This window comes from Actinosynnema sp. NPDC020468, assembly GCF_040642015.1.
GTDB lineage: Bacteria > Actinomycetota > Actinomycetes > Mycobacteriales > Pseudonocardiaceae > Actinosynnema.
Genome location: NZ_JBFAEO010000018.1, coordinates 1 through 11,967 on the forward strand (window position 1 = coordinate 1; position 11,967 = coordinate 11,967).

Genomic DNA, 11,967 nt, shown 5'->3' on the forward strand with positions numbered 1-11,967 from the left:
CGCTGCGCCTCGCCGCCGGACAGCGTGCCCGAGGGCCGGTCCAGGCTCCGTCCACAGTGGACGGAGCGGCGGGAGGGCTCACAGCGCCGAGTAGTGCGCGGCGTCGCCCTTGCGGACCACGCTGGGGGTGCCGTCGATGCTCACCGGGACGTCGCCCGCGAGCGTGATGCGGTGCAGCCGGCGCGCCTGGTCGTCGTAGTCGGCGATCGCGTAGTGCTGGGTGGCGCGGTTGTCCCAGATCGCGACGTCCCCGTCCTCCCACTGCCAGCGCACGGTGTGCTCCAACCGGGTCACCCTGGCCTGGAGCAGCTGGAACAGCGCCTGCGACTCGGTGGAGGACAGGCCGACGAGCCGCTTGACGAAGTGGCCCAGCAGCAACGCGCGCTCGCCGGTCTCCGGGTGCACCCGGACCACCGGGTGCTCGGTCTCGTACAGGTCGGAGACGAACTCCTTGCGGTACTCCTCGGTCTTGACGTCCACGCCGCCGATGCGCAGCTCGTCGATGTTGGCCGCGTAGTCGTAGGAGTTGGTGTGCACCGCCCACAGCTGGTCGACCAGCGCCTTGAGCGAGGGCGGCAGCGTCTCGTACGCGGTCACGGTGTTGGCCCACGTGGTGTCGCCGCCGTACGGGGGCAGGTGCACCGCGCGCAGGATGCTGATGGCGGGCACCCGGTCCACGAACGTGACGTCGGTGTGCCAGCTGTTCGCCTTGCCGTAGTCCGAGTCGATCGGCAGCACGTTGACGTTGTCCTTGCCGCGCACGGTGGGGTGCGCGAGCGTCGGTGTGCCGAGCAGTCCGCCGAACGCGAGTTGGCCCGCGTCGTCCAGGTGCTGCTGCCGGCGGAAGAAGATCACCTTGTGCTCCAGCAGCGCGGCGCGGATCTTGGCCACGGTGTCCGCGTCCAGGTCGCCGCCCAGGCGCACGCCGTCGATCCGGGCGCCGATGGCGGAGCCGAGCCGGGCCACCGACACGTCGGTTCCCACGTTTTCCACAGACAGGCTCACGGTGTTCCTCCGGGTGTGTGTGCCGCGGACCCGCGGCGGACGGCGGGGTCGACCCGCCCGACGACGGTACGAACGGCCGCTCGCGGCCAACAAGCTTCCGCAAAGCACTGAAAAAAACTGCGGCCCGCCGTTCCATATCCCGGACGTCGTTGACTTCCCATGTGGACACACGGATTCTTCGGCTGTGCGCCACTGTTGTTGACCTTCGCCGTCAGCCCCCTCCCCGTCCTCGTGACTTCTTTGCCCGCCGAACAAAAGCGGGTGATCTCCCGTGCCCCGAGAGGTTCGAACCACCGTGACCGAACACCCGCGTGCGCCCCGCCCGAGCGTCCGCGCCGCCAACGCCGCCGCCGTGCTGGCGGCCATCCGCCGCGAGGGACCGCTGTCCCGCGCGGCGATCGGCGAGCACACCGGGTTGAGCCTGCCGACGGTGAGCAGGCAGGTGGCCGCGCTGATGGAGGTGGGCCTGCTGCGCGAGTCGCTGGACCTGGTGCCGCACGGCGCGATCGGCCGACCGCGGGTGCCGATCGGCTTGGACGACACGGTGTTCGCCGCGTGCGGCGTGCACATCGGTGTGAGCACCACCACGTACGGACTCGCGGACCTGCGCGGGAACCTGCTGGACTCGGACGAACTGCCCACACCGGGCGGCAGCGCGGAGGACGCGCTGGCCTACATCGCGGGCAAGGTGCGGGCGTTCCTGCGCCGGTGGCCGCGGCGCACGGTGGTCGGCATCGGCCTGGCCAGCGGCGGTCTGGTCGACTCGGCGCGCGGTCTGCTCGACCACGACCGGCTCGGCTGGCACCGGGTGCCCGCGGCCGACCTGCTGCACCGCGCCACCGGCTACCCCGTGCACCTGGACGGGCACGTGGCGGCGATGGCCAACGCGGAGCTGCTCTTCGGCCGCGGATCGCCCAGCATGCTGTACTTCTACGCCCGCGAGGTGGTCGGCATCGCGCTCGCCGTCGACGGCAGGCTGCACCGCGGTCCCGGTGGCGGCGGCAGCATCGCGCACCTGCCCATCGGTGGCGACACGCGATGTCCGTGCGGCGCGACGGGCTGCCTCGAGGCGAGTGTCGCGGACCGCACGGTGGCCGAGGCCGCGGTGCGCGCCGGCGTCGTCGCCGAACCGGACATCCGGCTCGTCCGCGCCGCCGCCCAGGGCGGGGACCCCAGGGCCGGCCGACTGCTCTCCGACCGCGCCACCGCGCTCGGCCGCGCCGTCGGCCTGCTGCGCGACGCGCTCAACCCCGACCGCGTCGTGCTCGGCGGCCAGGCCATCACCGATCCCGCCGAACGACTGCCCGACCTGCTGCGGGCCTACGCCACGACCACCGCGCTGCCCGGCGCCGACATCGTCTCGGTGACGACGCTCGGCCCGACGCTCCAGGCGACGGCGGCCTGCACCGGTCTGCTCAACCGACTGTTCGACCACCCGCTGGACCTGCTCGACGACGCCAGAAAGGCACCGGCCCGATGAAGACCACCCTGACCAGACGCGCGCTGTTCACCGCACTCGGCGGAGCGGCGCTGCTGCTCGCGACGTCCGCCTGCCAGTCGGCCGTGGACGCGCAGACGTCGACCGGCGCCACGTCCGCCGCCCCGAAGGCGGGCGGTGTCGCCGAGGTCGGCGTCAACATCGACCTCGTGCCCGCCAACGTGTTCACCAACAGCAACGCGTCCATCACCACCCTGGTCGGCCTGGTGTACGACACGCTGGTGCGCTACGACCTGTCGGGCGTCGAGCCCAAGCCCCGGCTGGCGACCGAGTGGAAGGCCGCCGACGACGGCCGCACGGTGACCCTCAAGCTGCGCTCCGGCGTGAAGTTCCACAGCGGCCGGGCGTTCTCCTCCGCCGACGTCAAGTTCTCGCTCCAGTCCTACGCCGACCCGAAGTGGAACGGCCAGCTGCTGAGCACCGCGAAGACCATCACCGGCATCGACACGCCGGCCGCGGACCAGGTGGTGCTGCACCTGGAGCACCCCGTCGCGAACCTGTACGACCTGCTGGAGACGGTGCCGATCATCGACTCCGACACGGCCGCCGACATCGGCACCGGCAAGAAGTTCGTCGGCACCGGCGCGTTCCGGTTCGAGGAGTGGAAGCCCAACACCGAGCTGAAGTTCACCCGCAACGACGACTACTGGGACGGCAAGCCGTATCTGGACGGCGTGCACGTGCGGATCATCCCGGACGCGCAGTCGCTGCTCGCCGCGGTGAAGTCCGGTCAGGTGCAGCTCGCGCGCGGCATCGGTTACCGGGACGCGGAAACCGCCGGCACCACACCGGGTCTGCACGCGACGAACCTCGAGGGCGCGGAGCTCCAGGCGTACGTGGGTCTCAACGTGACCGCGCCCGGCCTGGAGGACCCGAAGGTCCGGCAGGCGGTGGCGTTCGCGCTGGACAAGGAGCGGATCATCAAGGAGGTCTTCCGCGACCGCGGCTACCCGACCTCCCTGCCGTGGCCCAAGACCAGCCCGGCCTACGACAAGGACCTGGACGGCCGGTACCACCACGACGTGGCGAAGGCCAAGTCGCTGCTCGCCGAGTACGGCAAGGAGGTGCCGGAGATCCCGCTGACCTACGTCGGCAACGACCAGGTGTTCACCGCCATCGCCCAGATCGTGCAGAACAACCTCGCCGAGGCCGGTATCAAGGTCAAGCTGGACCCGGTCGACTCGACCCAGTTCGTCAAGCAGCTCATCGGCGCGCAGTTCCCCGGCCTGTGGACCACGAACCACTCGTGGGCGCAGTTCACCCCGTCCACGCTGACCGTCAGCGCCTACCCGTTCAACGCCCGCCGCAACGCCTCGAAGTTCTCCTCGCAGACCTACACCGACGCCGCCGAGAAGGCCTGGCAGCTGCCCGCGAACGGGGACGCGAAGGCCGCGTACAAGGAGCTGTCGAACCAGCTGCTGGACGGCGCGTTCCTGGCCGAGATCGGCGTGGTGTTCGAACAGGTCGTGACGCGCGACCAGCTCCAGGGCTTCACGTGGTCCAAGCGGCGGGAGCTCGACCTGTCGAAGGCGCACCTGACGTGACCCGCTACCTGCTGCGCCGCGCGCCGTCGGCGCTGATCGTGCTGTGGCTCGCCTCGGTGCTGATCTTCCTGGTGATCCGGGCGATCCCGGGTGACGCGGCGTCGGTGCTGGCGGGCGCGGACGCCTCGCCCGAGGTCGTCGCGGGCATCCGGGCCGACCTCGGCCTTGACCGGCCGGTGGTGGAGCAGTACCTGCACTGGGTCGGCGGGTTGCTCACCGGCGACCTCGGCCGGTCCTACCTGATCGGCGGCGACATCGCGTCGCTGGTCGCGGACGGCCTGGGCAACACGGTGGCGCTGACGCTGGCCGCGCTGGTGTTCGCGGTCGTGGTGGCCCTGGTGCTGGGGCCGCTGTGGGCGTCGACCCGCCGGGCGTGGGTGGACCGGGTGCTGACCGGGTTCCACACCGCGTCCGTGGCGCTGCCGACGTTCGTCACCGGGGTGCTGCTGATCATCGTGTTCGGCGTGCTGCTGCGGGTGCTGCCGACCGGTGGCGTGCCGCCGGACGGGTTGTTCGCCCGACTGGACTTCACGCTCCAGTACCTCGCGCTGCCCGCGCTGTGCCTCGGGCTGCCGGTGGCCGGTGTGCTGACCGGGTTCCTCGCCGAGACGCTGCGCTCGGAGCTGCGGCAGGACTACGTGACGACGGTGCGGGCGGCCGGCGTGCGTCCGCGCGAAGTGGTGGTGCGCCACGCGTTGCGCGGCGCGCTGCCGGTCGCGGTGACCACGCTCGGCCTCCAGACCGGTGCGCTGCTGGGCGGCGCGGTGCTGGTGGAGTCGATCTTCGCCTGGCCCGGGCTCGGGCTGCTGGTGGAACAGGGCATCACCCGCCGCGACTACCCGGTGGTGCAGGTGCTGCTGATCCTGTCGGTGGCGGTGTTCGTGCTGGTGCAGCTGCTGACCGACGTGGTGCACGCGTACCTGGACCCGAGGATCAGGTTGGGGGGCACGTCATGACCGCGATCGCCGAACCGGTCGAACCCGTCGAGGTCGCGATCGCCCGGCCGCGCGCGTTCCGCCGGGGCAAAGGACTTGTCGGGCTGGTGCTGGTCGCGCTCGTCGCGGCGGCCGGGCTGATCGGACCGCTGCTGGTGTCCTGGGACCCCTACGAGCAGATCGCCGGCGCCAATCTGCTCGGCCCGTCGGCCGCCCACCCGCTGGGCACCGACGACCTCAACCGGGACGTGCTGGCCCGGTTGCTCAGCGGCATCCGGGTGGACCTGCTGATCAGCTTCACGGCGGTGCCCGTCGGCGCGCTGCTCGGGTGCGCGATCGGCGCGCTGGCCACGTTCAACAACGCCTTGGACGTAGCCGTGCAGCGGTTGTTCGACGTGCTGCTGGCGTTCCCGCAGCTGATCCTGGCCATCGGGCTCGCGGCGGTGATCGGTCCCGGCACGTCGTCGGTGATGATCGTGGTGATCGCGGTGGAGGTGCCGATCTTCGGCCGGCTGCTGCGTGCCGCGGTGCTGAAGGTGCGCGAGGCGCCGTACGTCACGGCGGCCGAGGTGATCGGCGGCGGCCGGCGGCACGTGCTGTGGACGCACGTGCTGCCCAACTCGCTGGAACCGGTGCTGGTGCAGCTCGCCCTGTCCATGTCGGTGGCGGTGTTCATCGAGGGCGCGATGAGCGTGCTCGGCATCGGCGTGAGCCCGCCCGAGCCGTCGCTGGGCGCCGTGCTCACCACCTCGTTGCACTACCTGGACCTCAACCCGCTGTTCGCCGTCGGACCGCTCGCCGTCACCGCCGTGCTCGTGCTGGGCTTCCAGCTCGTCGCGCAGGCCGCCAACGCCGCCCGCGCCTGAGAAAGGACTCCACTCCCGATGACACTCCCACCACACGCCCGGGGTTACCGCGACTTCGCGGGCGAGGTCGGGCGCACCTTCGGCGAGTCGCGCCCGTCGTGGCCGGCCGAACCGCGCCGAGGCGGACCGAACATCGTGCTGGTCCTGGTCGACGACCTCGGGTACGCCGACATCGGCCCGTTCGGCGGCGAGGTCGAGACACCGACACTGGACGCGCTGGCGGCCGGCGGCCTGCGGTTGACCAACTACCACACCACCCCGCTGTGCTCGCCGTCCCGCGCGGCGCTGCTCACCGGGCTCAACCCGCACCGCGCCGGTTTCGCCTTCCCGGCCAACGCCGACCCCGGCTACCCGGCGTACTCGTTCCAGCTGCCCGACGACGCGCCGTCGCTCGCCGAGTCGCTGCGCGCGTCCGGCTACGCGACGTTCGCCGTCGGCAAGTGGCACCTGACCCGGGACGCGGCCTCGCACGACGCCGCCGACCGCGGCTCGTGGCCGTTGCAGCGCGGGTTCGACCGGTACTTCGGCAGCCTGGAGGGGTTGACGAACCTGCACCACCCGCACCGGCTGGTGTGGGACAACAGCCCGTACGACGTCGGCGACTACCCCGACGGCTACTACCTCACCGACGACCTGACCGACCGGGCCGTCGGCATGATCGACACGTTGCGCGCCAACGATCCCGACAAGCCGTTCTTCCTGTACTTCGCGCACCACGCGATGCACGGTCCGTTGGGCGCCAAGGAGTCCGACCTCGAGCGGTTCCGCGGCCGGTACGACGAGGGCTGGGACGTGGTCCGCGAACGCCGGTTCGCCAAGCAGCTCGCCGAGGGCCTGTTCCCGCCGGACACCGTGCTGCCGCCGCGCAACAGCGAGCCGCACCGCGACGTGCCGGCGTGGGACGACGTGCCCGAGGACCGGCGCGCGCTCTTCGCCCGGTACCAGGAGGTCTACGCCGCGTCGCTGTCCAATGTGGACCAGAGCCTCGGCCGGATCGTGGAGGCGCTGCGCAAGCACGGCGAGCTGGACAACACCATCATCGTGTTCACCTCGGACAACGGCGCCACCGCCGAGGGCGGCCCGGAGGGCACCCGCAGCTACTTCAGCCAGTTCGTGCACGTGGACGGCGTGCCGGGGGACTGGGACCGGGACGTGGCGCGGGAACTGGACCTGCTGGGCGGCCCGCAGACCACGATCCACTACCCGCGCGGCTGGGCGCAGGCGTCCAACACCCCGTTCCGGCTCTACAAGTTCGACACCTTCGCGGGCGGCGTGCGGACGCCGTTCGTGGTGCACTGGCCCGCCGGGCTGGACACCGGGTTGCGGCACCAGTACGTCTACGTCACCGACGTCGCGCCCACGTTGCTGGACCTCGCGGGCGTGCCGCGGTTGGCCGACCGCCAGGGTGTGGCCGCCGTCGAGGAGGACGGCGTGAGCGCCGTGCCGGTGCTGCGGTCGGCGGACGCGGAGAGCGCGCACACCAGCCAGTACACCGAAACCGGCGGCAACCGGGGCTACTACGCCGACGGCTGGAAGGTCGTCACCCGGCACCGGCCCGGAACCCCTTACGACGACAAGGAATGGGAGCTCTACCACGTCGCGGTCGACCCGACCGAAACCACGAACGTCGCGGCGGAGCACCCGGAGAAGCTGGCCGAGCTGGCGGCGGCGTGGGAGCAGGCGGCCTGGCACAACGCGGTGTTCCCGTTGACCGACCACGGTCCGGGCGCGAACCTGCGCCGACCGTCGGACGAGCGGTTCGAGCGGCCCGTGACGCTGTACCCCGGCACGCCGCTGCTGGAGCGCTACCGGTCCGCGCAACTGGTGCAGTTCCGGGACTTCACGGCGGTGGCGAGCGTCGCGCCCGCGCCCGGCGACCGCGGTGTGCTGTTCGCGCACGGCGACCAGGGCGGCGGGTACGTGGTGTACGTGGAGGACGGGTCGGTGTTCCTGACCTACAACGCGTACGGCGACGTGCACCGGGCGGGTCCGGTGCCGCTGGGCGACGGCGAGGTGCGGCTGTCCGCGCGGGCGTTGCCGGAGTTCCGCTGGTCCTTCACGCTCGCGACCGACGCCGGCTCGGCGGAGCTCGGCCCGGTGCCGCAGCTGATCGGGATGGCGCCGTTCACCGGGATCAGCGTCGGCGCGGACCGGGGCGGACCGGTCGACTGGGACCTGCACGCGCGGGAGCGCACATTCCCGTTCACCGGCGTGCTGCGGCACGTCCGGTACGAGCCCGGCGCGCAGGCCGACTACGACCCGAAGCTGCTGGCGCGACTGTGGGCGGAGGCCGAGCGTGTCTACGACTGACCTGTTGCGCGTCAAGGGGTTGACCGTGTCGTTCGGCGCGGTCGAGGCGGTGCGCGGTGTCGACCTGACCGTGGCGCCGGGCGAGATCGTGGCCCTGGTCGGCGAGTCCGGCTCGGGCAAGTCGGTGACCGCCCGCGCCGTGGTCGGCCTGCTCCCGCCGACCGCGGCGGTCACGGGCAGCGTGCGGCTGGGCGACCAGGAGCTGGTCGGCGCGGACGAGGAGGCGCTGCGGTCGGTGCGCGGCTCGCGGATCGCCATGGTGTTCCAGGAACCCGCGACCGCGCTGAACCCCGTGCACACCGTGGGGTGGCAGATCGCGGCCGTGCTGCGGGCGCACCGGTCGCTCACCAGGGCGCAGGCGCGCGCGGAGGCGGTGCGGCTGCTGGACCTCGTGGGCATCCCGGAGCCCGGACGGCGCGTGCGGCAGTACCCGCACCAGCTCTCCGGCGGTCAGAAGCAGCGCGTGGTGATCGCGCTGGCGCTGGCCAACGACCCCGAGCTGATCATCGCCGACGAGCCGACCACGGCGCTGGACGTGACGGTGCAGGCCGGGATCCTGGCCCTGCTGCGCGACCTGCGCGACCGGCTGGGCACCGCGATCCTGGTGATCACGCACAACATGGGCGTGGTCGCGGACCTGGCGGACCGGGTGGCGGTGATGCACCGGGGTGAGCTCGTCGAGCAGGCGCCCGTGGAAGATCTGTTCGCCCGCCCGACCCGGGCCTACACCAGGGAGCTGCTCGCCGCCGTGCCCCGTCTGGGCCACCGCGCGCCCGCGTCGCCGCACACCGCCGACGACGCGCTGCGCCTGGACGGCGTGACGGTGCGCTACGGCGCCTTCACCGCGGCCGCCGACGTGCGGTTGCACGTGGCCCGCGGCGAGGTGGTCGGCCTGGTGGGGGAGTCGGGTTCGGGCAAGTCCACGCTGGGCAAGGTCGCGGCGGGGTTGCTGCGCCCGTCCGCGGGCACCGTGTCCGTGCTGGGCGGCGACCCCCACGACCGCGAGGTGCGCAAACGCCTGGGCTTCGTCTTCCAGGACCCGGGCGGCTCGCTGAACCCGAGACTGTCCATTGAGGACTGCGTCGCGGAACCCCTGAAGGTGCACGGAGTCCGCTCTTCAACCCGGGTGGCCGAACTCCTGGACGCCGTCCGCCTGCCCGCTTCCTACGCCTCCCGCCGCCCGCGCGAGCTCTCCGGCGGCCAACGCCAACGCGTGGGCCTGGCCCGTGCCCTGGCCCTGGAACCGGACCTGCTGATCGCGGACGAGCCGACGAGCGCGCTGGACGTCTCGGTGCAGGCGTCGATCCTGGAGTTGCTGACCGAACTCCAACGAGCCCGCGAGTTCGCCTGCCTGTTCATCAGCCACGACCTGGCCGTGGTCGACTCCCTGGCCCACCGGGTGGCCGTCCTCCACGAGGGCCGAGTGGTCGAACAGGGTCCACACCACGAGGTCCTACGCGCCCCGAAGGCGGAGTACACGAAGAACCTGGTGGACGCCGTCCCCCTGCCGGACCCGGTGGCCCAACGCGCCCGCCGCGCCGAGGTACCGGAACTGTCCCAGGTGGTGGGCTGACCGGGCAACGGTCGGTGGGAGCGGAGACGGGTTCGGCTCCCACCGACCGCGGTCCGAGGTCCTGATCAGGGCATCGGGAGGTGGGCGAGCGCGCCGTACTCCAGGGCCACCCACAGGCCTCCCGGGCCGGTGCACAGGCCGTGTGGTTCGGAGGACGGGGTCGGCAGGGGGATGGTGGTGACGGTGCCGTCGGTGGTGATCCGGCCGATCCGGTTGCCCGCCCACTCGGTGAACCACAGCGCGCCGTCCGGGCCCGTGGTGATGGCATGCGGCCGGGTGGTGGTGTCCGGCAGCGGGAACTCGGTGATGACGCCGTCGGTGGTGATGCGGCCGATCACGCCCGCCAGGATGCCGACGAACCACAGTGCGCCGTCGGGGCCGGCGCAGATCCCGACCGGGCCGGTGCCCTTGGTCGGCAGGGGGAACGTGGTCACCTCTCCGTCGACGGTGACGCGGCCGATCGCGTCGGCCGCGTTGAGGGTGAACCAGAGCGCGCCGTCCGGGCCGGCCGTGATGACCGCCGGGTAACCGGGTGCCGGGAACTCGCGGGCCACGCCGTCGCGCACGCGGCCGACGGTGCCCGAACCCGAAGCGGTGTACCAGAGGGTGACGTCCGGGCCGGTGGTCAGGCCGTAGGGGGCGGTGCCCGGCAGTGGCAGGCGGGTGACCTCGCCGTCGACCGTGACGCGGCCGATCGCGTTCGCCGCGTTGAGGGTGAACCACAGCGCGTCGTCCGGGCCGGGGGTGATCACCATCGGGCCGGTTCCGTCGCCGAGCGCGATCGTGGTCGTGCGGCCGTCGGTGGTGGTGCGGCTCAGCAGGCCCGCGTGCACGTGGGTCGCCCACAGCGCGCCGTCCGCGGCCGCCGCCACGCCGTACGCGCCCGCGGGCACCGGGAACTCGATGATCGACACGTCCCAGGATAAGCCGCACGCACCGAAGTCGGCGACCGCGCTCTCCGTCCGAAGACGAGGATTCGCACTAGCCTCGGGAAAGACCGGATCATGTCGGGACTCACCGAGGTGCTTGTGAACGTGTCCGCGGGACCTTTGTCGCACACGCGCCGGTGGAACCTGGACGTCGTCCAGGCCATGGCGGAGCCCGGTGTGGTCGATCTCGCGCCCGGCTACCTCGACCCGGACCTGCTGCCGGTCGACCTGCTGCGGGCCGGGTACTCGCGGGCGCTGGTCGAGTTCGGGTCGGCGGCGCTGTCCTACGGCGCGATGCCGGGTGCGCTGGCGTTGCGGGAAGCGGTGGCGGCGCGGATCTCGGTGGCGGACGGGATCGGGTGCGGTGCGGAGCAGATCGTCGTCACGGCGGGCACGTCGCACGCGTTGTACGTGCTGGCGGCCAGCACCACGAAGCCGGGGCAGGTCGTGTTCGTGGACCGGACGTCCTACGACTTCGGGCGGCAGATCCTCACCGACCACGGGTTGCGGCTGCGCGAGGTGCCCGGTGACGGGCGGGGGATGGACCCGGAGGCGCTCGCGCGGGCGATCCGCGCGGAGCCGGATCCGGCGTTCGTGTACTTGACGCCGACGTTCCACAACCCGACCGGGCGGTTGGTCGGCGCGGTGCGGCGGCGGGAGTTGCTCGCGGTGACGGGTGCGGCCGGGGTGCGGGTGGTCGAGGACGACGCGTACGCCGACCTGCACCTGGACGACCAGCGGTTGCCGCCGTCGATGGCCGGGCTCGCCGGGTACCGCGGCGTGATCCGGCTCGGCACGTTCTCCAAGACGATCGCGCCCGGGTTGCGGCTGGGGTGGCTCGCCGCCGACCCGGACACCGCGCGCTGGGTCGCCGACCGCGGTGTGTTCGTCAGCGGCGGCTCGGCGAACCACGTCACGTCGCTCGCGGTGGCCGAGTTGGTGCGCAACGGCGACTACGAGCGGCACCTGAAGTGGTTGCGGGACCGGTTGCGGGACCGGCGGGACGCGCTGGTCGGCGCGGTGCTGGCGGGGTTCGGGGACGCGGTCCGGGTCGACCGCCCGGGCGGCGGGTTCTTCCTGTGGCCCACCTTCACCCGCCACACCGAGCCGGAGTTGCTGGAGGCCGCCGCGCGAGCGCGGGTCCAGGTCGCGGCGGGCTCCCGGTTCGGCACCGCGGACGGCGCGCTACGCCTGTCCTTCAGCTTCAACCCGCCGGAACGACTCGCGGCGGCGGTCACGGCCTGGGCGGCGGAACTCGGCTGAGGGCACGCCGAAGCCGGTCACCCCGCCGGACCGCCCCGCCCGCG

9 protein-coding genes are annotated in these 11,967 nt (G+C 72.4%); 7 read left to right on the forward strand and 2 right to left on the reverse strand.

Translation table 11 applies throughout. The features are described from left to right. Nucleotides 1-78: 78 nt before the first annotated feature. A complete protein-coding gene (locus tag AB0G50_RS15075) occupies nucleotides 79-1,005 on the reverse strand; it encodes a TauD/TfdA family dioxygenase (protein WP_360107624.1) in 927 nt (308 codons plus the stop codon). Nucleotides 1,006-1,300: 295 nt separating this feature from the next. On the opposite strand from AB0G50_RS15075, the gene AB0G50_RS15080 reads away from it, so the two are divergent. The 6 genes from AB0G50_RS15080 to AB0G50_RS15105 are packed head-to-tail and all read left to right on the forward strand — an operon-like array spanning nucleotide 1,301 to nucleotide 9,731. Continuing rightward, nucleotides 1,301-2,485 carry an ROK family transcriptional regulator gene (locus AB0G50_RS15080; protein ID WP_360107627.1) on the forward strand — a complete coding sequence of 395 codons (1,185 nt, stop codon included), beginning with the start codon at nucleotides 1,301-1,303 and terminating at the stop codon, nucleotides 2,483-2,485. Then, nucleotides 2,482-4,047 carry an ABC transporter substrate-binding protein gene (locus tag AB0G50_RS15085; protein WP_360107630.1) on the forward strand — a complete coding sequence of 522 codons (1,566 nt, stop codon included), beginning with the start codon at nucleotides 2,482-2,484 and terminating at the stop codon, nucleotides 4,045-4,047. Before AB0G50_RS15080 ends, AB0G50_RS15085 begins: the two co-directional genes overlap by 4 nt. Next, the gene (locus AB0G50_RS15090) at nucleotides 4,044-5,003 is read left to right on the forward strand and encodes an ABC transporter permease (protein WP_360107633.1); all 960 of its coding nucleotides are present in this window, start codon (nucleotides 4,044-4,046) and stop codon (nucleotides 5,001-5,003) included. Before AB0G50_RS15085 ends, AB0G50_RS15090 begins: the two co-directional genes overlap by 4 nt. Further along, a complete protein-coding gene (locus tag AB0G50_RS15095; RefSeq protein WP_360107636.1) occupies nucleotides 5,000-5,848 on the forward strand; it encodes an ABC transporter permease in 849 nt (282 codons plus the stop codon). Before AB0G50_RS15090 ends, AB0G50_RS15095 begins: the two co-directional genes overlap by 4 nt. Nucleotides 5,849-5,866: 18 nt before the next feature. Continuing rightward, complete coding sequence (locus tag AB0G50_RS15100) at nucleotides 5,867-8,158, forward strand: arylsulfatase (protein WP_360107639.1); 2,292 nt, start codon at nucleotides 5,867-5,869, stop codon at nucleotides 8,156-8,158. Then, nucleotides 8,145-9,731, forward strand: a complete 1,587-nt coding sequence (locus tag AB0G50_RS15105) for an ABC transporter ATP-binding protein (protein ID WP_360107642.1) — start codon at nucleotides 8,145-8,147, stop codon at nucleotides 9,729-9,731. Before AB0G50_RS15100 ends, AB0G50_RS15105 begins: the two co-directional genes overlap by 14 nt. Before the next feature lie 65 nt (nucleotides 9,732-9,796). On the opposite strand, the gene AB0G50_RS15110 is transcribed toward AB0G50_RS15105, so the two are convergent. After that, nucleotides 9,797-10,645, reverse strand: a complete 849-nt coding sequence (locus tag AB0G50_RS15110; protein WP_360107645.1) for a virginiamycin B lyase — start codon at nucleotides 10,643-10,645, stop codon at nucleotides 9,797-9,799. Nucleotides 10,646-10,765: 120 nt separating this feature from the next. Here AB0G50_RS15110 and AB0G50_RS15115 point away from each other — a divergent pair, with 120 nt between their 5' ends. After that, complete coding sequence (locus AB0G50_RS15115) at nucleotides 10,766-11,923, forward strand: PLP-dependent aminotransferase family protein (protein WP_360107648.1); 1,158 nt, start codon at nucleotides 10,766-10,768, stop codon at nucleotides 11,921-11,923. Nucleotides 11,924-11,967 lie beyond the last annotated feature (44 nt).